This window comes from Marinobacter salinisoli (genome assembly GCF_017301335.1).
Lineage (GTDB): Bacteria > Pseudomonadota > Gammaproteobacteria > Pseudomonadales > Oleiphilaceae > Marinobacter > Marinobacter salinisoli.
The window spans coordinates 1,898,703-1,918,985 of the sequence record NZ_CP071247.1; the positions used below are offsets into that span (position 1 = coordinate 1,898,703).

At 57.5% G+C, this 20,283-nt stretch carries 19 protein-coding genes and 1 pseudogene; 13 read left to right on the forward strand and 7 right to left on the reverse strand.

Annotation, left to right across the window (positions count from 1 at the left end; genetic code table 11):
• Positions 1-20: 20 nt before the first annotated feature.
• The 9 genes and pseudogenes from LPB19_RS08695 to rluF all read left to right on the forward strand — a co-directional run bounded on the left by LPB19_RS08695 (position 21) and on the right by rluF (position 9,162).
• Positions 21-824, forward strand: coding sequence for an ABC transporter ATP-binding protein (locus LPB19_RS08695; protein WP_206642540.1), 804 nt, complete (start codon positions 21-23; stop codon positions 822-824).
• Entirely contained in the window at positions 821-1,543 is a 723-nt protein-coding gene (locus tag LPB19_RS08700) for an ABC transporter ATP-binding protein (RefSeq protein ID WP_206642541.1), read from the forward strand. The genes LPB19_RS08695 and LPB19_RS08700 overlap by 4 nt, the downstream gene beginning before the upstream one ends.
• A 78-nt stretch (positions 1,544-1,621) precedes the next feature.
• Positions 1,622-2,836: an ABC transporter substrate-binding protein gene (locus LPB19_RS08705; RefSeq protein WP_206642542.1), complete on the forward strand. Its 1,215-nt coding sequence runs from the start codon at positions 1,622-1,624 to the stop codon at positions 2,834-2,836.
• A 104-nt stretch (positions 2,837-2,940) separates the two neighbouring features.
• On the forward strand, positions 2,941-3,828 hold the full coding sequence (locus tag LPB19_RS08710) for a branched-chain amino acid ABC transporter permease (protein WP_206642543.1): 888 nt from the start codon (positions 2,941-2,943) through the stop codon (positions 3,826-3,828).
• Between the two features lie 2 nt (positions 3,829-3,830).
• Complete coding sequence (locus tag LPB19_RS08715) at positions 3,831-4,826, forward strand: branched-chain amino acid ABC transporter permease (RefSeq protein ID WP_206642544.1); 996 nt, start codon at positions 3,831-3,833, stop codon at positions 4,824-4,826.
• Between the two features lie 106 nt (positions 4,827-4,932).
• Positions 4,933-5,172, forward strand: a pseudogene (locus LPB19_RS08720) (NIPSNAP family protein); the annotation flags it as partial.
• A 179-nt stretch (positions 5,173-5,351) separates the two neighbouring features.
• On the forward strand, positions 5,352-6,884 hold the full coding sequence (locus LPB19_RS08725) for a hypothetical protein (RefSeq protein WP_206642545.1): 1,533 nt from the start codon (positions 5,352-5,354) through the stop codon (positions 6,882-6,884).
• Positions 6,885-7,021: 137 nt separating this feature from the next.
• On the forward strand, positions 7,022-7,585 hold the full coding sequence (locus LPB19_RS08730; RefSeq protein WP_206642546.1) for a dihydrofolate reductase family protein: 564 nt from the start codon (positions 7,022-7,024) through the stop codon (positions 7,583-7,585).
• A gap of 524 nt (positions 7,586-8,109) precedes the next feature.
• Positions 8,110-9,162 (forward strand): 23S rRNA pseudouridine(2604) synthase RluF, encoded by a 1,053-nt coding sequence (rluF, locus tag LPB19_RS08735; RefSeq protein WP_206642547.1) that lies wholly within the window; start codon positions 8,110-8,112, stop codon positions 9,160-9,162.
• 31 nt (positions 9,163-9,193) lie between these two features.
• Here rluF and rlmE read toward each other — a convergent pair whose 3' ends face one another.
• Entirely contained in the window at positions 9,194-9,814 is a 621-nt protein-coding gene (gene rlmE, locus LPB19_RS08740) for a 23S rRNA (uridine(2552)-2'-O)-methyltransferase RlmE (RefSeq protein WP_206642548.1), read from the reverse strand.
• 191 nt (positions 9,815-10,005) lie between these two features.
• On the opposite strand from rlmE, the gene LPB19_RS08745 reads away from it, so the two are divergent.
• The 4 genes from LPB19_RS08745 to LPB19_RS08760 all read left to right on the forward strand — a co-directional run bounded on the left by LPB19_RS08745 (position 10,006) and on the right by LPB19_RS08760 (position 12,413).
• On the forward strand, positions 10,006-10,752 hold the full coding sequence (locus tag LPB19_RS08745; RefSeq protein WP_206642549.1) for a TrmH family RNA methyltransferase: 747 nt from the start codon (positions 10,006-10,008) through the stop codon (positions 10,750-10,752).
• Positions 10,753-11,042: 290 nt separating this feature from the next.
• Positions 11,043-11,507 (forward strand): hypothetical protein, encoded by a 465-nt coding sequence (locus LPB19_RS08750; RefSeq protein WP_206642550.1) that lies wholly within the window; start codon positions 11,043-11,045, stop codon positions 11,505-11,507.
• 188 nt (positions 11,508-11,695) lie between these two features.
• The gene (locus LPB19_RS08755) at positions 11,696-12,097 is read left to right on the forward strand and encodes a hypothetical protein (protein ID WP_206642551.1); all 402 of its coding nucleotides are present in this window, start codon (positions 11,696-11,698) and stop codon (positions 12,095-12,097) included.
• A gap of 109 nt (positions 12,098-12,206) precedes the next feature.
• Positions 12,207-12,413, forward strand: coding sequence for a hypothetical protein (locus tag LPB19_RS08760; protein ID WP_206642552.1), 207 nt, complete (start codon positions 12,207-12,209; stop codon positions 12,411-12,413).
• A 140-nt stretch (positions 12,414-12,553) separates the two neighbouring features.
• On the opposite strand, the gene LPB19_RS08765 is transcribed toward LPB19_RS08760, so the two are convergent.
• The 6 genes from LPB19_RS08765 to LPB19_RS08790 are packed head-to-tail and all read right to left on the reverse strand — an operon-like array spanning position 12,554 to position 20,221.
• Positions 12,554-14,236: an AMP-binding protein gene (locus LPB19_RS08765; RefSeq protein ID WP_228289264.1), complete on the reverse strand. Its 1,683-nt coding sequence runs from the start codon at positions 14,234-14,236 to the stop codon at positions 12,554-12,556.
• 57 nt (positions 14,237-14,293) lie between these two features.
• Complete coding sequence (locus LPB19_RS08770) at positions 14,294-14,872, reverse strand: peroxidase-related enzyme (protein ID WP_206642554.1); 579 nt, start codon at positions 14,870-14,872, stop codon at positions 14,294-14,296.
• Positions 14,869-15,795 carry a hydroxymethylglutaryl-CoA lyase gene (locus LPB19_RS08775; protein WP_206642555.1) on the reverse strand — a complete coding sequence of 309 codons (927 nt, stop codon included), beginning with the start codon at positions 15,793-15,795 and terminating at the stop codon, positions 14,869-14,871. The genes LPB19_RS08770 and LPB19_RS08775 overlap by 4 nt, the downstream gene beginning before the upstream one ends.
• The gene (locus tag LPB19_RS08780; protein WP_206642556.1) at positions 15,795-17,789 is read right to left on the reverse strand and encodes an acetyl/propionyl/methylcrotonyl-CoA carboxylase subunit alpha; all 1,995 of its coding nucleotides are present in this window, start codon (positions 17,787-17,789) and stop codon (positions 15,795-15,797) included. Before LPB19_RS08780 ends, LPB19_RS08775 begins: the two co-directional genes overlap by 1 nt.
• A 5-nt stretch (positions 17,790-17,794) precedes the next feature.
• Positions 17,795-18,598: an enoyl-CoA hydratase-related protein gene (locus LPB19_RS08785; RefSeq protein ID WP_206642557.1), complete on the reverse strand. Its 804-nt coding sequence runs from the start codon at positions 18,596-18,598 to the stop codon at positions 17,795-17,797.
• Positions 18,599-18,613: 15 nt separating this feature from the next.
• Positions 18,614-20,221, reverse strand: a complete 1,608-nt coding sequence (locus LPB19_RS08790) for a carboxyl transferase domain-containing protein (RefSeq protein ID WP_206645746.1) — start codon at positions 20,219-20,221, stop codon at positions 18,614-18,616.
• Between the last annotated feature and the right edge of the window lie 62 nt (positions 20,222-20,283).

The following is a 20,283-nucleotide window of genomic DNA, read 5'->3' on the forward strand; positions in this document are numbered from 1 at the left end:
TAACAAAGGTAGACTGGCTCATGAGTGAACAGTACGTTCTGGAGACCCGCAACCTTGTCAAAGAATTCAAGGGGTTTGTTGCGGTCGACGACGTGAATCTGAAGATTCAGAAGGGCCATATCCATGCCCTGATCGGCCCCAACGGTGCAGGCAAGACCACGGTCTTTAATCTGCTCACCAAATTCCTCATCCCGACCCGTGGCCAGATCCTGTTCAATGGCCAGGACATCACTGCCATGAAGTCGGCCGCCATTGCCCGTAAAGGGGTGGTGCGCTCCTTTCAGATCTCGGCGGTGTTCCCGCACATGACGGCGCTGGAGAACATCCGTGTTGCCTTGCAGAGCTTCGAAGGTACGTCCTTCAGTTTCTGGAAATCGGGGAATTCGCTGAACAAGCTCAACGAACGCTGTATGGAACTGCTCGATGCCGTGGGCCTGGCTGAGTACGCCAATACCACCACGGTGGAGCTTGCCTATGGCCGCAAGCGAGCGCTCGAGCTGGCGACAACCCTGGCCATGGAGCCCGAGCTGTTGCTGCTTGACGAGCCGACCCAGGGCATGGGCGCCGAGGATGTTGACCGTGTTGTCGAACTGGTGCGCAAGGCCGCACAGGGGCGCACGGTGCTGATGGTCGAGCACAACCTCAGCGTGGTGAGCAAACTGTGTGACCGGATTACGGTGCTGGCCCAGGGGGCGGTGCTTACCGAAGGCGATTACGACACGGTGTCGGCCGACCCGCGCGTCCGGGAAGTCTATATGGGCAGCAGTGACAGCGGTGAGCGCGGCACGGGCGCGGTGGAAAGCCAGAAGGAGGCCGCCCAATGAGCCAGCGTGCGGACCGAGAATACGAACAGCTGCGGGTGTCCGGGTTGCACGCCTTTTACGGCGAATCCCACATCCTGCATGGCATCGATCTGGTGGTGAACCGCGGCGAGCTGGTGACGCTGCTGGGCCGCAACGGGGCGGGGCGCAGCACCACGCTCAAGTCAATCATGAACATGGTGGGCCGCCGCACCGGCTCCATCATGATCAACGGGGAAGAGACGATGTCGTGTGCCCCGCACCACATCGCCCGGCTGGGTGTCGGGTATTGCCCCGAGCATCGGGGCATCTTTTCCGCCCTCAACGTGCAGGAAAATCTCACCCTGCCACCGGTGGTGCGCAGCGGCGGCATGAGCCTCGAAGAAATCTACGAGATGTTCCCCAACCTTTACGAACGGCGCTTCAGCCAAGGCACCAAGCTCTCCGGTGGTGAACAGCAGATGCTGGCCATGGCCCGCATTCTGCGCACCGGCGCCAATATGCTGTTGCTGGACGAAATCACCGAAGGCCTGGCCCCGGTGATTGTCGAGAAACTGGGTGAGGTGCTGGTCAGGCTCAAGGAAAAGGGCTTGACCATCGTACTGGTCGAACAGAATTTCCACTTCGCAGCGCCGCTGGCCGACCGCCATTACGTGGTGGAACACGGGCAGATTGTGGAGGAAATCAGCGCTGGCGAACTGAGCGCCAAGCAGTCAGTGCTGGACAGCTATCTGGGGGTGTGATCCCAGCCAGGCAAGACCGAGAGAACAAGAGCAACAACAAACCCGAACCAACGCAAAAACAGTAGCGGAGATACAACAATGACAATGATGAAAAAGCTTCTGACTTCAGCCGTTGCCTCAGCCATGATGGCCGGTGGTGCCCAGGCCGCCATTTCCGGCGATACCGTCAAGATCGGTTACCTGGCGGACATGTCAGGCACCTACCGGGATCTGGCGGGCCCCAACGGTCTGAAAGCGATGGAAATGGCCATTGCCGACTTCGGTGGCAAGGTAAATGGCGCCAAGATTGAAGTGGTCAGCGCTGACGACCGCAACAGCGCGGACGTGGCCTCCAGCACCGTGCGCCGCTGGGTTGAAAACGACGAGGTCGATCTGGTGGCCGGGCTTGTAGCCTCCTCTGTATCCATTGCCGTCAGCGATATCCTTGAAGAGAACGACAAGCTGGGGATCATTTCCGGCTCCGCAGCCTCCAGCATCACCAACGAGCACTGCACCCCGAACCATATCCACTATGTGTACGACACCTATCCGCTGGCTAACGGTACCGCCAGTGCAGTGGTCAAAGAGGGTGGCAAAAGCTGGTTCATCCTGACCGCCGATTACGCCTTCGGCCATGCCCTTGAGGGTGATGTATCCAGCGTGGTTCAGGAGAACGGTGGCGAAGTGGTTGACACGCTGCGCCATCCGTTCCCGACTCCGGACTTCTCTTCCTTCATCCTGCAGGCCCAGGCCTCCGGCGCTGACGTCGTGGCACTGGCCAACGCCGGCGCCGACACCACCAACGCCATCAACACCGCTGGCGAATTCGGGCTGACCCAGTCCGGCCAGACGCTGGCGGCGCTGCTTCTGTTCCTGACCGACGTTAACGCTCTGGGCGTCGAAGCGGCCCAGGGCATCCAGCTCACTACGGGCTGGTACTGGGACATGAACGACGAGACCCGCGAATGGTCGGATCGCTTCATGGAGCAGACCGGCGTGCGTCCGACCATGGTTCACGCGGGTATCTACTCCAGCACCATGCAGTATCTGAAGGCGGTTGAAGAAACCGGTTCCGACGATGCCCAGACCGTGCGCAAGCAGATGATGGCTACCCCGATCAACGATATGTTCGCCAGCAACGGCAAAATCCGCGAAGACGGCCGGATGGTGCACGACATGTACCTGGCCGAGGTGAAAACTCCGGATGAGTCGAAAAGCGAGTGGGATCTGTACAAGATTCTGCGGACCATCCCGGCCGATGAAGCCTATCGTCCGCTTTCTGAGAGCAAGTGCCCACTGGTAACCAGCAAGTAAGAGCGTAACCTCCGGGGCTCTCCGGCCCGCATGGCCGGCGAGCTTCCGGAATCCGCAACGGCGCTCTTAGCGAATACGTCTGCGCTGCTTTTGGAGTTAGCAACATGTCGATGATTTTCGGTGTCCCCCTTGCCGTGCTGTCCGGCCAGCTTCTGATCGGGGTCATTAACGGCGCGTTCTATGCGCTGTTGAGTCTCGGGCTGGCCGTTATTTTTGGTTTGCTCAAGATTATCAACTTCGCCCACGGGGCGATGTACATGCTCGGTGCCATGGCCACCGTCATCCTGTTCGACGTTCTGGGTGTCAGCTACTGGGTTGCGCTCATCATGGCGCCGCTGCTTGTCGGTGTAGTCGGGGTGCTGATCGAATACTTCCTGCTGCGTCGCATTGCCGGACAGGACCACATTTACAGCCTGTTGCTGACCTTCGGTATCGCCCTGCTGCTGCAAGGGGTACTGACCAACATCTATGGCGTGTCGGGTATGCGTTACTCCATGCCGGATCTGTTCAAGGGCGGGGTCAATCTGGGCTTCATGTTCCTGCCGTACTACCGGGCCTGGGTTATCGTGATTGCCCTGCTGGTCTGTTTCGGTACCTGGTTCATGATTGAGAAGACCAAGCTGGGCTCATACCTGCGGGCCGGCACAGAAGATGCCGAGCTTATGCAGGGTTTCGGCATCAACGTGCCTTTGCTGGTCAGCCTTACCTACGGCTTCGGGGTCATGCTGGCGGCCTTCGCCGGGGTTCTGGCGGCGCCGATTTATTCCGTTACGCCGGTGATGGGCTCCCACATACTGATTACCGTGTTCGCGGTTGTTGTTATCGGCGGCATGGGTTCCATCGGGGGCGCGATCATCACCGGTATCCTGATGGGGGTGATTGAAGGTCTCACCAAAACCTTCTATCCGCCGGCCTCATCCGCCGTGATCTTCCTGGTCATGGTGGTGGTGCTGATGTTCCGGCCTGCGGGTCTGTTTGGTAAGGAGGCTTAACCATGAGCCAGTCGTTCAATCCGGCCGATATCCATAACGCAATCCTCGAACAGCAGAAGGTTCAGGACCGCAAGAAAATGCTGCTCAACGGGGTGCTGGTGCTGCTGCTGATGGCAGCACCATTCGTCATGTATCCGGTCTTCCTGATGAAGATCCTGTGCTTCGCCCTGTTCGCGGTGGCCTTTAACCTGCTGTTTGGCTTTACCGGGTTGTTGTCCTTCGGCCACGCCGCTTTTCTGGCTACCGGTGGCTACACCACGGGGTATTTGCTCAGTAACTATTCCGGTTTGACCACCGAAGTTGGCATTCTCGCGGGGACCGCGGTGGCCACGGGCCTGGGCCTGGCCTTTGCCCTGCTGTCTATTCGCCGGCAGGGCATCTATTTCGCCATGGTCACCCTGGCACTGGCGCAGCTGGTGTTCTTCTTCTTCGTTCAGTCCGAGTTCACTGGCGGTGAAGACGGCATGCACGGTATTCCCCGGGGCCACCTGTTCGGGGTGATCAATCTCGAGGATAACCTGAACATGTACTACTTCGTGCTGGCGGTGTTCCTGGGCTGTTATCTGCTGGTCCAGCGGATCGTGAGCAGCCCGTATGGTCAGGTGCTCAAGTCCATCAAGCAGAATGAACCCCGTGCGGTCTCGCTGGGTTACAACGTCGACCGCTATAAAATACTGGCGTTCGTGATCTCGGCCGCCCTGGCGGGCCTGGCCGGGTCAATGAAGTCAGTGGTGTTCCAGCTGACCTCGTTGAACGATGCCCACTGGCACATGTCAGGCGAGGTGATCCTGATGACGCTGGTGGGCGGCATGGGCACCTTGCTCGGCCCCGTCGTTGGCGCCACCTTCGTGGTGAACGTGGAGTACCAGTTGTCGCAGGGCTCCCTGCGCGACTGGGTCGACCCGATTCTGGGGGGCATCTTCATCCTGACGGTGCTGGCCTTCCGCAGCGGTATCGTCGGCGAGATCCAGAAGTTCCTCCGGAAAAACATGGGCTAGGCCCAAAGCCTGCCAGGGTCAAAAAAGCCGCTGTCCGTAGCGGCTTTTTTGTGCGTGTCCGATGCCTCGGGGGAAAGTCCACCGAAACAGGAGAACGACGATGCCGAAGGTGTGGATACCCCTAGTCGAGAAATTCGGCGGTCAGCATCATGGGTATTTTCTGCCGTCGGAAGGTGCCAACAAGATCGCTATCGCACTATTCACGTTCGAGTCGCTGGCAGCCTATGAAGAATACCGTGAGGCCTCGTTGCACGACTCAGCCTGACAAGCCGCCTTCAAATACGCCGGAGAAACTCGTTGTGTACTAAGCTGTAAGCGCAGTTTTATGAGGCCGGTTTTTGAGTGAACTTGTAACAAGTGCATTAAGTCTGCTCCGGCCAAGGGTTAGCTGATGAGAGCACATCAGCCCAACTGCCAGGAGAGAGCTAAACCGTGAAACTAACAGCATTTTTAAACCCCATCGGTGGGGCACTAATCGCTGTGTTACTCGTTTCAGCAGGGGCCCATGCCCAGCAAAACAACCAAATGCCACCCAAGAACCCCTTCCTCATTCAAGACAGCTTCTTCCCGATGGTTCATTACAATTCGGCCCAGACGGATGTGGTGGAGAATAGCTACGGAGGTGGTGGCCGGGTGGTGAAGCCCGAGGAGGTCAATTTCCAACCCGGTGGGATGGGGAATCCCGGCTTGGCCCACCGTCGCTATCAGGATGGTCGGGAGGCCATCTGCGTTTCGGGCCCCGGCCGGGTGGCCAAGTATCGTTTCGACGAGGGGCGACTCGAACTGATCAATGAAATCAAGATCCCCGGGCATGAGTCCGACTACATGTCAGGCAAGGAGCTGGCCGAACTGGTTGCGAAACTCGACGCGGTCGGTACCAATGACGAAGAGTTCCTGGCCATCACCCAGGCGGTCGCCAAGAAGACCGGGATTTCCTCGGAGAGTTGGCCAAATGGCATGTACGGGATGATGGATCGGGATGGTTACTTCTATGCCGGCTTCGGGACGGTTCTGTACAAGTTTGGCGACAAGACTCCAGGAGATGCAGGGTCGGAGCTTGTGGTCGTCGCCAAGCGTGACATCAAGAATGACCTGCCCGAGGAATTGGCCGCAGAGGTCAGCCGCTTTCTTGGCGTGAACATGACTTACGACGGTCATGTGGTGGTGGCGCTCTCGGGTGTGATTGGCATCCTCGACCGGGATCTCACCAAGTCTTGGTTGGCGCCAATTCCCGGTGAGGCCCTCGACAATGGCGTTATTGCTGACGAAAACAATGGCATTTACGTAGTCACCGACAAGTTCATGCGCAAGCTGGTGTGGAAAGGCGATGAGCTTTCTCTGGATGAGGCCGACGGTGCCTGGAAGGAGCCCTACGACTGGGTCAAGAAAAAGGGTTCATTGTCCCGTGGATCGGGAACCACACCGACGTTGATGGGCTTTGGTGAGGGCAACGACCGGCTGGTGTTGACGGTGGATCAGGGCGACCCGGTAAAGGTGGTGGCGTTCTGGCGGGATGAGATTCCGGATGACGCAGTAGCGGTGCAAGGCGCTCCAAGCAAACGCACCGCGGGATCAGCGGCGATCTCCTTTCCGGTCAAGACCACCATCGAATGGTCTCCGCATGTTTATGGCTACGGCACCATGGTGATGGGATCCGAGTTCCCGAGAGTGATTCCGGCGGACAAAGGTCTGGACCTTCTCTCTACCGTTATGACCATGGGCACCACGGTGCCGGGCCCGCGGGGCGCCGAGAAGTTCCAGTGGAACACCGAAACCAACCGTCTCGAAAGTGCCTGGGTGTACAACGACAAAGGATTGGCGTGGCAGCTGTCCCCCATCTCCACCGTCGATAACGCCGTCTATCTCAACACAGCCAAGGACGGCCTGTACTCGCTGACTGGTCTTGATTGGGACACGGGTAAGGTAATCGGCACGATCACGCTTGGAAAGAGCGTCAAGTTCAACACCGGCGGAACCTTCGTGACCCCTTTGTCCGATGGCGGCCTGTATATCAATGGCTTTTTCGGCCCGGTACGTATCGCCGCGCCGGCGAGATAGGTTGACAACAACCTGAGTTCAAAGAACGGTCCACCCCAACGTGAAGGACGCAAAGCATTGGCAGCGCCCGTGTTATACGGGCGTTCAGCCCCCCTCCTGAGGTCGCGCCCCTGCCGCTAACGTTATAGGTCATCTAAATGAAATGCTCAGTATTCATCGCTACAAGTGCTGACGGTTACATCGCAACCGCTGACGATAGTGTTGAGTGGCTTGAAACAGCTGGAAAACCTAATGTCGACCTTGGTGGTCAGGCTGACATGGGCTTCAACGATTATATTGCTTCAGTCGATTGCATGATCATGGGTCGTAACTGCATGGAAAAGCTAGCTAGCTTTAACCTTACCGATGACCAGTGGCCTTATAAAGACATTCGAATTATTGCGCTAAGTAAAACAGTCACCGAGCCCCCGAAAAATCTGGCAGGTAAAATCGAAATGTATTCAGGTGATATTCGTCAACTCATTAAGGAGCTTGAAAGTTCAAACTTTAAACACGCTTACATAGATGGCGGCGAAACCATTACCTCTTTCCTTAATGAGCAACTTATTAATGAAATAACCATCACTCAAGCTCCTTTATTACTGGGGTCTGGCAAGCCATTGTTTGGTGATATTTTCAAAGAAGTAAAACTCACAAACGCTAAAGCAACAGCATTCCCCAACGACTTTGTTCAGGTGAGGTACGATGTCGATTACCTATAACAAGTTGCAGCACAAACGAACCTTGGGTGCTCGGATTCCGTTCCGCCAGTTCTATTTGTGCTTGGCTTCGCCAATCCTTGAGCAAATCGATCTGGCTGCCCTTCGCCCGTGTGCAAGGCGTTAGGGCTCCCAAGTGAATATGGAAGTTTCGATGAACGCTGCAATTAGAGAACATCTGAAGTGGGTCCACGAATTAGTTCTTGAGTGGGGCTATCAAGCAAGCGAGTCCGAAATTCTTGAGAGGCTCCAAGCATTGGTGAATTCCTCCCATCATCAGGTATACGTGGCCCTTTCTGATGACTTGGTTTTGGGGTGGGCCTGACAAGTCACGGAAGGCGGATGCGTGACACGCGCCGCTTCCCGGCTCCAGCCTGGCGCTTGAAACCAGCGAGCTAAACGCCGAGCCGAATGCGCGAATACCCCACGATTAATGGGCGCAACATTGCGAGCTTTTTGCTGCGGTCGCTGCGTGCCCGTGCTCCGTGTTATTTTGTTGTCCAAATCATTCGGATAAGCCATTACCTATGTTGAATACCTCATCGACCCGTCTCAACAAGTACATCAGCGAGAGCGGTATGTGTTCGCGCCGCGAAGCGGACCGGTATATAGAGCAGGGTAACGTGTATCTGAATGGCAAGCGTGCTCAGGTGGGCGACCGTGTGATGCCCGGCGATACGGTGAAGGTTAATGGGCAACTCATTGAGCCGCCAGAGCCCGAAGATTTTGTTTTCATTGCACTGAATAAACCGGTGGGGGTAGTCAGTACGACGGACAGCAGCGAGCCCAGCAATATCGTGCGCTTTGTTGGCCACAGTACCCGCATCTTCCCCATTGGTCGCCTGGATAAGGATTCCCAGGGCTTGATCTTTTTAACCAATAACGGCGACTTGGTGAACAAGATCTTGCGCGCAGGCAATGACCACGAAAAGGAATATCTCGTGGAAGTGGACAAGCCCATTACCAATAGTTTTATTGAGGGCATGGCCAATGGCGTGCCGATTCTGGGCACCATGACCAAAAAGTGTAAGGTGCAGAAGGAAGCACCCAATGTCTTTAGAATTACCTTGGTGCAAGGCTTAAATCGGCAGATTCGCCGTATGTGTGAGCACTTTGGTTATGATGTGGTGGCACTGGAGCGCGTTCGCATCATGAACGTGGATATAAAAGGCCTGGCCGTTGGCGATTGGCGTGATCTCACGCAAAAAGAGCTGAACGGTATTTTTGACGCCATCAAAGACTCATCGTCTGAGGCGCCTGCCGGGCATAAAACCACGCAGAAAAAACCCAGTAAAAAGCCCGGTCAGAAATCCGCTTCGGGCGGTAACGCGGCCGGTGCCAAAGCCGGCAACAGCAAGAATGGCCCCAAACGCGGTGGCCCACCTAAAGGCAAAAAGCCAGGCGGTGACCCGAATACGAAACATGCGCCCAGAAAACCATCAGGCAAACCTGCGAAACCCGGTAAGGGCGGCGATAAGAATAGACCGGGTGGCAAACCTGGCGGTAAACCCGTCGGTAAAAGGACAGGGCCAAAGTCAAAACGGCCGGGTAAGCCAAGTGTGAAGAAAGGCCGCCACTAGCGGCCAGTTTTCCGGCATGCCAGGCGGCCTGCTAGCCTTTGAAACCTTTGGCCACCAGGTACACCTCGCGGGAGCGAGGACGTGATGCATCAGGCTTACGGATCAATACTTTATCAAAGGATGAGCGCACGTCTTTTAAATACTCATCATAGCCAGCGCCCTGAAACACCTTGGCAACGAAACTGCCACCGGGTTTCAGGACCTGACGGGCCATATCCAGCGCCAATTCCACCAGATACATCGAGGATGCTTGGTCGGCGGCGTTGATGCCGCTGATGTTGGGTGCCATGTCCGATACCACCAAGTCCACCGGGGCGTTGTCTAAGATGGCCATGATCTCATCAAAGACGTCATCTTCGGTGAAGTCGCCCTGAATGAAGTCCACGCCGGCCATGGCATCCATGGGCAATATATCGGACGCGATGACACGGCCCTTATCGCCGACAATCGACGCCAACACCTGTGACCAGCCACCCGGTGCACTGCCAAGGTCCATGGTCACCATGCCGGGGCGGACCAGCTTGTCCTTGTCAATCAGCTCAAGCAGCTTGTAGCTGGCGCGGGAACGATAGCCTTCGTTCTGCGCGCGCTTCACATACACATCATTGACGTGTTCGTTAAGCCATTGTTTGCTGCTTTTGGATCTTGCCATGTCTTTGCTCTGAATCGGGCCCGAAGGATGCGCTGATTATACCTGCTCAGGGGCGTGCCTGTAACACGGGTAAGCCCCAGACAGGCTAGTACTCGCTTGCTTTGCAGGTACAATTGCCTCTGATTGGCCATGCTGGCGGGTGAATAGCACGGCATTGAGTGATGCGCACTTTGTCTGTTGAGTAATGCACTATGAAATTAGATGACATAAAAAAACTGCACAAAAAAAAGGGCCGCAATGAATTTGGCTGCTTTTTGGTGGAGGGTGAACACCTGATTCTAGAGCTCGAAAAGGCGGCTAGAAACGTCCCAGCATTCCGGCAGGCCAAAGTCTATGTCAGTGACAGCTATGGCGACGTGCATACACAGCTCGAGCAGGTGCGTATCACCGACAAGCAAATGCAGAAGATTGCCGATACGCAAACCCCGCAGGGCATTATCGCGGTGGTGCCGTTTCACTCAGCTGAGCCACTGCATGCGCCTGCTGCTGAAAAGGGTGCAACGGCGAAAGAAAAAACCATCTATCTATACGAAGTGCAGGACCCGGGCAACCTGGGCACTATTTTGCGCACGTTGGCCTGGTTCGGTGGTTTCCGCTGTGTATTAAGCCCGAATAGTGTGGACCCGTATAACCCGAAAGTAGTGCGCGCCAGCATGGGGGCGATTTTTCATTTGCCCATTGAGCTGGATGTGAGCATCGCCGAGTTACAAACGCGCTTTGATCGCTTTGCGTGTTTGGATATTGAAGGCGCACCGATTGCCAGTGAAGGCTTTAACAAACAACAGTGCTTTGTCTTCGGTAATGAAGCGCGCGGTGTACCCCATGAAGAACTGGCCAGGCTCGATGTGACGGCCTACTCCATTCACGGCGGGGGCGTTCTGGAATCCCTGAATCTAGCCACGGCCGTTAATATTTGTGCGTACGAACTGAACCGCTAGCACCGGTCATGGTTCGAGCGTCCTGAATGTCCGCTTTGCGACCCGCGCAGCCTCTCAGGATCCTTGAACAAAAGCGGGTATTCGCGCTGCTCACGTTTCGCTCATTTTCCCTGCAATGTACTTCAGGCCTCCCATCTTTTGGTATGTCGGTAATCATGATCTGCCGCGGCGTTCGGATTCAGTCAAAAGTTACGCTGTAGAGCCACCCTGAAGGCTATTCTATGGTTAAGATGTAAATCGTTAAGCGTTAAGATCAATTCAAGAAGGCTGGAAAGAAGGAATGCTGCTCTATGGACGAGATTGGTACTGAGGCGAAGTCAATTCGACAGATACTCCAGGATAAATACGGCTGGAATCATATGGCCTTCGTGGACGGAATGGCTCCTATCGACTTTCAAAATGGAAAGCAGTTTTGGAAACCAAAGACCAAACTTATGAGAAGAATTTTCGGTGGTAGTAATGGTCGGTCTATAAGAACTGATTTCGTCATAGGTCCCGGAACCTACCTGAAATTTGTTTCGCCCAATGCGTCAACGGAAAGTACGTTGGATTACCAAAACTGGCTTGGCTACTTTGAGCGAGAAACACAATATTCGAGCCCGAAAGAAGGTTCTATTTTTGAAAGATGGGTCCTCTTCAAATCATGGAATCGAGGTGGGTTTGAATTCACCGTGGCGTTTCCTGACAGTGATGTTGAGGTTGTTATCCCCTCCATAGTTTTCTTTGGAGCGGAATGGATTTTAGTATCCGATTAATGCTCTCTTTTTGCACTCGAATGAGTCAAATCGACCGGTTTGCCCTGGAGCTCCAAGCGGCGGCTTACCAAGGCTGTGGTCGCGACGCCTGAATGTCCGCTTTGCGACCGGCGCTTCCTTCTTTGCTCCCCAGAACCGCTTGGGGTTTAATGCGGATTCAAATAATAAGAGGTTATGCAGGGCGTAGTATGAAAAAGGCGGTATTGGCTGGTTCCGACTCTTACAAACTTTGCTTTCGGTATGAGTCAGCGACGTTAGAAGGTGGCCAATTCGAAAAGCCTTTGGTCGTCGCGGAGTTTCCTTTCCCATTGGAGTGCGGGTGCATCGATTTTCATGAGAAATGGGTCGTTACGGGCGGTCAAGGAATCGTTATTTATTACCTGAAGCCTCCATTTGAGCCCCATCGATTGGCGGAAGAGTCTCTCCAGTGGAAGACGCTCTGGTATCCTAACAAATCCCTGAATATGTTCCCGGAAGCGATTGTTCAAGTAGACGATGAGACGGTGCGTATTCTGATCGATGTGAATAGTGAAAATGCCGGTGTGTATGATGTAAATGTGTATACACTCGAAACCATCAAGCGCATGTAATTAATAGCGGCTTACGGAGCTCAGACGGCCATAACGCAGGCGCCTGTGCGATCAGCTTTTAAGTGGCAAAGAGAAAATGTGCATCTTCATCATCTACACGCAAAATTCGATGCTGATTTCCAAAAAGCAATACCAGTCTTGGCGGGAAGTTCAGGATGAATTTCATGGTTACACTTCTTCTCTTGGGCCTTGGGGTATTCAGGAAACTGTGGATTATCTGAACGAGGAGTATCCCGACCTAAAGCCTACAGCTTCCGAGCAGGTAGGTTTGTTGCTCTCAGAAGCTTCTGAATATCGGGTTTTGAGTTTTAAGTAATTCCATAGGGTCATTTAACAAGTGCGGTGGCCCTCAGATCCAATGTCCTCTTTGCGACCACTCCGACCTTATCGTGGTGTGACTTCCAAATAACAAACCCCGGACGGTGCCGGGGTTTGTTTGCGGATTGATGGCAGGCGTTATTTGCTAAGCCCCATCTCCTCGATGGAAATTTCCCGCATTTTGAACTTCTGGATCTTGCCGGTGACGGTCATCGGGAATTCGTCCACGAACTTGTAGTTCTTGGGGATTTTGAAGTGGGCGATCTGGCCCTTGCAGAAGGCGATCAGGTCGTCTGCGCTGACTTGTTCAGCCTCCGGGCGCAGCTTCACCCAGGCAATCAGTTCCTCGCCGTATTTCTCATCGGGAATGCCGGTCACCTGGACTTCCTCGATGGACGGGTGGGTGTAAAGGAACTCCTCGATCTCCTTCGGGTAGATGTTCTCGCCGCCGCGAATGACCATGTCCTTGATGCGGCCAACAATCTGGATGTAGCCGTCCTCGTCCATGGTGGCCAGGTCGCCGGTGTGCATCCAGCCAGCGTCGTCGATGGCTTCGCGGGTCTTCTCATCGTTGTTCCAGTACTTCAGCATCACGCTGTAGCCGCGGGTACACAGCTCACCGATTTCACCCCGTGGCACCACGTTGCCGGTGGCCGGGTCGACGATCTTGCTTTCCAGATGCGGCTGGGTCCGCCCCACGGTGGTGACCTGCTTCTCGAACGGGTCGAGGGAGCTGGTCTGGGTCGACACCGGGCTGGTTTCGGTCATGCCGTAGGCAATCTGAACCTCTTTCATGTGCATCTTGCCATTGACCTTCTTCATGACCTCGGCCGGGCAGATGGAGCCCGCCATGATGCCGGTGCGCAGGGTAGACAGGTCATAGGTTTCGAATTCCGGCTCCGCCAGTTCGGCGATGAACATGGTGGGCACGCCGTACAGGGCCGTGGCCTTTTCCTGGTGGACGGCCTGCAGCACGGACTTGGGCTCGAAGGCTTCGCCCGCGTAGATCATGGTCGCACCGTGGGTAATGCAGCCGAGGTTGCCCATCACCATGCCGAAACAGTGGTACAGCGGCACCGGAATGACCAGCCGGTCTTCATGGGTGAAGCGCTGGCTCTTGGCCACGAAGTAGCCGTTGTTCAGGATGTTGTGATGGGTCAGGGTGGCGCCTTTGGGGTTGCCCGTGGTACCCGAGGTGAACTGGATGTTGATCGGATCATCGAACTGGAGCTGGCCCTGAACTTTGTCCAGTTCGTCCTGACTGACATCGTGGGCGAGCTGGACAAACTCGTTCCAGGTCCACATGCCGTCGTGTCTTTCGGTATCGAGATTGATCACTGCACGCAGGTCCGGCAGGCGGCTGGACTTGAGTTCGCCAGACTGAGCGGTTTTCAGCTCCGGTGCCAGTTCATAAAGCGTCTTGCGGTAATCGGAGGCTTTGAAGCAGTCAGCCGTGACCAGCACGCTGATGCCCGCCAGGTTCATGGCGTATTCGAGCTCGTGCATGCCGTAGGCGGGATTGATGTTGACCAGAATCGCCCCGACCTTGGCAGTGGCGAACTGGGTGACTGTCCACTCATACCGGTTGGGTGACCAGATACCCACACGGTCACCACGCTTGACGCCAATGGCGAGGAATGCCCGGGCAGCCTCGTTGACTTTTTCAACGAACTCTTTGTAGGTCCACCGGATGTCCTGGTGCAGGCACACCAGGGCTTCGGTGTCCGGATATTGCTCGGCGGTGCGGTCCAGCATTTCGCCGATGGTCATGCCCAGCAGCGGAGCTTCGGAAATGCCGCTGGTGTAGCTTGGTAACGTCATGCTCATTGTCTTTGCCTCCATTGTTGTTGTAGTCGAGGGCAAGCAGGGCTGGGCCTGCTAGCGACTCTGGCTGTGATATTCAGGATTGGGTTGCATATCACTGGCAATCGCAACGCGATTGGACATGTTGTAAAAACCGATCAGATTGCTCAGGTCCCAGATGGCACGGTCGCTCAGACCGGCGTCGCGCAGGGCCTGGACATGCTCTTCGCTCACGCCTGCGGGTGCGCGGGTCAGTTCCGATGCAAAGTCCAGCATCGCCCGCTGGCGGTCGTTCAACTTGGCGCTCCGGTAATTCATCACCAGGTGCTCGCCCAGGGCCGGATCGCCGCTGAGTACCCGCACGGCAGCGCCGTGGGCTACCAGGCAGTAGAAGCATTTGTTCTCGGACGAGACCACCACCGCGATCATTTCCCGCTCAAGCTTGCTGAGTTCACTCTCGCCCAGCATCAGCTCGTTGTATAGGCGACTAAAGCCGTCTAGCTGACCTAGATTCTGGCTGTAAGCGGTCAGCACGTTCGGGATCATGCCCAGCTTTTCCTGGCAGATATCGAAGTACTTCCGGGTGTCCTCGGGCAGGTCAGAATATTCCGGGATCGGAAGATCGAGGGCGACGACGTCCTTGTTCAGCTTCATGCCGTTTCTCCTTGCTGTTTGCCTTTGCCGCCGAGTGCCTGGCCCACTTTCGAGCCGTTGTGCCGATTCAGCTGGCCGCAGATCCAATTGCCGGTGGCGACCAGTTTGTCCAGATCGACGCCGGTTTCGATACCCAGACCCTGCAGCAGGTAGAGCACATCCTCGGTGGCGACATTACCGGACGCGCCCTTGGCGTAAGGACAGCCGCCCAGGCCGGCCACGGAGGCATCAATTACTGCTACGCCCTGTTCCAGCACGGCATACAGATTGGCCAGGGCCTGGCCGTAGGTGTCGTGGAAGTGGGCGGCCAGATGCTCGACGGGAACGTGCCGGGCGACCGCATCGATCATGCGCTTGGCCTTCAGCGGTGTGCCCACGCCGATGGTGTCGCCGAGGGAAATTTCGTGGCAACCCATCTGGTAAAGGTCCCGGGCCACTTCGGCGACTTGCTCCGGCGCGATGTCACCCTCGTAAGGACAGCCCAGCACGGTGGATACGTAGCCGCGCACGGGCATGCCGTTCGCCCGGGCCTGTTCGATCACCGGTACAAACCGCTCCAGGCTGTCGGCGATGGAGCAGTTGATGTTCTTCTGGCTGAAGGATTCGGAGGCGGCGGCAAAGACGGCTACCTCGTTCACTCCGGCAGCCAGTGCATTCTCAAAGCCCTTCAGATTTGGCGTCAGGGCGGAATAGCAGACGCCGGGCTTGCGCTGGATGCCGGCCATCACTTCGGCCGCGTCGCCCATCTGCGGAACCCACTTCGGGGACACAAAACTGGCGGACTCGATGTGGGTCAGCCCGCAGCCGGCCAGCCGGTCGATCAGCCCGGTTTTGATGTCGGTGGCGATCACCGGGCCGGGTTCATTCTGCAGTCCGTCCCGGGGGCTCATTTCCACCAGTCTGACTTTCTGGGGTAGGGCCATTACTCTGCCTCCTCTTCCTGAATGTCGATGGCGATGAGTTCAGCACCCTCGGACACCTGATCGCCCTCGGCGAAGAAGATCTCACTGACCACGCCGTCGGCCGGGGCCTTGATGGCGTGTTCCATTTTCATGGCTTCCATGATGACCAGGGTCTGGCCCGCGGTCACGGCATCACCCACTTCCGCCTGAACCGCAACAATGGCGCCGTTCATGGGCGCTGCCAGGCTGCCTTCGCCGGCCGCGTCTTCCAGCTGGTAGGTTTCCCGGTAAAGCGTGCACTGAAAGGTTTCACCCTCGCAGAACAGCACCAGCTGGCCGTTGTGCAGGTTGCCATGAACGCTGATGCGATGGCCGTTGATCACCGCCTGCAGGTAGTCGTCGTCCAGCTTTGCCGTCAGCGTGTAGACGCTGCCGCCGACAAACACCTGATAGTCGTCGCCACGCTCCAGAATCTTGAGCTCATGAATGTCGTCACCCACCTGCAACTGCAGCGGCTGGGCGTATTCGGAGTTCATGCGCCAGCTGTTACGACGGCCGAACGGTGAGAAAGGATCGGTGGTGCCTGACTCGCTGGGCTTGCGGTGCTCCTGAATGAAGCCCGCGGCCAGCACCAGCGCCTTGTGGGCATCCAGTTTCGGTGCCGGGAACAGCAGTGTGCGGTGGTCTTCGATAAAGCCGGTGGTCAGGTCCGCTTCACGGAATGGCTGGGCATCGGCCAGTGCGTGCAGGAAGCGAACGTTGGTTTTCACGCCGGCAATCCGGTAGTTCTCCAGGGCCTGAACCATGCGGTTGATGGCCTGATCCCGGTTCTCGTCCCAGACGATCAGTTTGGCGATCATGGGGTCGTAATGGATGCTGATGTCATCGCCTTCGGTCACGCCCGTGTCCACCCGCACATGGGTGTTTTCATCGGGGGTGCGCAGGTAACGCAGATGGCCGGTGGCGGGCAGGAAGTCGTGGTCCGGATCTTCCGCGTAGATGCGCGCTTCCAGGGCATGGCCACGGGTTTTGACGTCTTCCTGAGCCAGGGGCAGGGGCTCGCCCCACGCCACCTTCAGCTGCCACTGCACCAGATCCTGGCCGGTCACCATTTCCGTCACCGGGTGCTCCACCTGCAGGCGGGTATTCATCTCCATGAAGAAGAACGAACCGTCCACGTCGTAGAGAAATTCGACGGTGCCTGCGCCCACGTAATTGATGGCCTGGGCCGCGCGCACGGCGGCTTCGCCCATGGCCTGGCGGGTTTCATCGCTCAGCCCGGGCGCGGGTGCTTCTTCCAGAACCTTCTGGTGGCGGCGCTGAACAGAACAGTCCCGCTCGGCCAGATAAACGCCATTACCCTGCTGGTCGCAGAACACCTGAATCTCCACGTGCCGTGGCTGGGTCAGGTAGCGCTCGATCAGCATGTCCGGGTTGCCGAAGGCATTGCGCGCTTCCCGCTGGGCAGCGGCCAGTGCGTCATCGAACTCGGACAGGCTTTCAACCACTCGCATACCCTTCCCACCGCCGCCGGCGACGGCCTTGAGCAGCAATGGAAAACCGCACTTCTCGGCTTCGCTGCGCAGGGTATCCGGTGACTGATCATCACCGTGGTAACCCGGCACCAGCGGCACGCCGGCTTTTTCCATGATCGCCTTGGCGGCGGATTTGGAGCCCATGGCGGCGATGGCGGAGGAGGGTGGGCCGATGAACACCAGATCGTTGGCTTCGCAGGCTTCAGCGAATTCGGTGTTTTCCGACAGGAAGCCGTAACCCGGGTGAATTGCCTGGGCGCCGCTTTGCTTGGCGACGTCGATGATCTTTTCGCTGCGCAGGTAGCTGTCCGAGCTGGGTGCCGGGCCGATGTGGAAGGCTTCGTCGGCCATGGCGACATGGCGGGCGTTGGCGTCGGCGTCGGAATAGACCGCGACGCAGCGGATACCCATGCGGTGGGCGGTCTGGATGATCCGGCAGGCGATTTCGCCCCGGTTGGCTATCAGGATTTTGCTGAACATGGTTGCTATACCTCCGGAACCCAGTTGGCCTTGCGCTTGTTGAGGAAGGCGCCCAGGCCTTCCTGGCCTTCGTCGCTCACGCGGATGTCGGCGATGCGATGGGCGGTGTCGTCAATCACGGCGGCGTCAATCGGTTTCTGGCTGACCGCGAAGATCAGATCCTTGGCGGCGGTCATGGCGTTGGGGCCGTTGTGGGCGAGTTGCTGGATCAGCTCGTTGCAGTGCTGATCCATGGCGTCCACGTCGTTGCAGACGATATGCACCAGGCCGTAATCCTGTGCCTGTCGGGCGGAGAATATTTCGGCGGACAGGAAGTACCGGCGGGCCTGACGCTCGCCGATGGCCCGGACCACATAGGGGCTGATCACGGCAGGAATCAGGCCGAGCTTCACTTCGCTCAGGCAGAAGCTGGATTTCTCGGTGGCAATGACGATGTCGCAGCAGGCCGCCAGGCCGACTGCTCCGCCGAAGGCGGCGCCCTGGACCAGACCGATGACCGGCTTGGACAGGTGGTTCAGCACGTTCATCAGCCGCGCCAGTTCCCGCGAGTCATCCAGGTTTTCCTGATGGCTGTTGTCGGCCATGCGGCGCATCCAGCCCAGGTCGGCGCCGGCGGAGAAATGCTTGCCCTCGGAGCGAAGGATGACTACCCGGGTGTCCGGGTCAGCGTTGGTTTCTTCCAGCGCGCTGATGAGCTGCTGGATGATCACATCGTCAAAGGCATTGCGCTTGTCCGGGCGGTTCAGCACGATTTCGGTGACACCCGCGTCCCGACGTCTGAGCAGAACCGCTGTTTCTTGTTCTGACATAGGATGTCTCCTCGATTACATGCGGAACACGCCGAAGCGCGTCGGCTCGGCGGGACGGTTCATGGTGGCCGACAGGCTCAGGGCGACGACTTCCCGGGTTTGGGCCGGGTCAATCACGCCGTCGTCCCACAGGCGGGCGCTGGCGTAGTAGGGGTGGCCCTGTTCCTCGTACTTGTCGACGATGGGCTGCTTGAATTCGGCTTCTTCGTCGGCGCTCCATTGCTCGCCCTTGCGCTCCATGCCCTCACGCTTCACCTGCGCCAGCACGCCGGCGGCCTGTTCGCCGCCCATCACGGAGATGCGGGCGTTCGGCCACATCCACAGGAAGTCCGGGTTGTAGGCGCGGCCACACATGCCGTAGTTGCCGGCACCGAATGAGCCGCCGATCAGTACGGTAATCTTCGGCACGTTGGCGCAGGCCACCGCCATCACCATCTTGGCGCCGTGCTTGGCGATGCCTTCGGCCTCGTATTTCTGGCCCACCATGAAGCCGGTGATGTTCTGCAGGAACAGCAGGGGAATGTTGCGCTGGCAGCACAGTTCGATGAAGTGCGCGCCTTTTTGGGCGGCTTCGCTGAACAGGATGCCGTTGTTGGCAATGATACCCACCGGGTAGCCGTGAATGTGGGCAAAGCCGGTGACCAGGGTCTGGCCGTAGTAGCGTTTGAATTCGTCGAACTCGGAACCATCGACAATGCGGGAGATGACATCGCGCACATCGAACGGCTTGCGCAGATCGGTGCCGACAATGCCGTACAGTTCTTTGGCGTCGTACAGTGGCTCGCTGGGCTTCTTCACTTCCACCGGCACCGGCTTGCGCAGGTTCAGGTTGGACACACAGCGGCGGGCGATTTCCAGCGCGTGGGCGTCGTTTTCCGCGTAGTGGTCGGCCACGCCGGAGGTTTTGCAGTGCACGTCGGCACCGCCCAGCTCTTCGGCAGTGACCACTTCGCCGGTGGCGGCTTTCACCAGGGGCGGGCCGGCCAGGAAGATGGTGCCCTGGTTGCGAACGATGATGGATTCGTCGGCCATGGCCGGGACATAGGCGCCGCCGGCGGTACACAGGCCCATGACCACGGCAATCTGGGGAATGCCTTCGGCGGACATGCGGGCCTGGTTGTAGAAGATGCGGCCGAAGTGGTCCCGGTCCGGGAAGACTTCGTCCTGATGGGGCAGGTTGGCGCCGCCGGAGTCCACCAGATAGATGCAGGGCAGGCGGTTCTGGTGGGCGATTTCCTGGGCCCGCAGGTGCTTTTTAACCGTCAGCGGGTAGTAGCTGCCGCCTTTGACCGTGGCGTCGTTGGCGACGATCATGCACTCAACGCCGGAGACTCTCCCTATGCCGGCGATGGCGCCTGCGGCTGGGACTTCGTCTTTGTAAACGTTGTAGGCGGCGAACTGGCCGATTTCGAGGAACGGGGAGCCGTCGTCGAGCAGGCGGTTGATGCGCTCGCGCGGTAGCAGCTTGCCCCGGGCGGTGTGGCGTTCCTGGTAGGTGGGGCCGCCACCTTGCTGGATGGTGCCGACTTTTTCCCGCAGGTCTGCGACGGCGGCCGCCATGGAGTCATGGTTGGCCTGAAACTCTTCCGATCTTGGGTTTATTTTGTTCTGGAGTATGGTCATTTTCCCGGCCTTCTTTGATTCGGGCATCCGGGGCTGGTGAACGGAACTCGCGGGAAACGCTT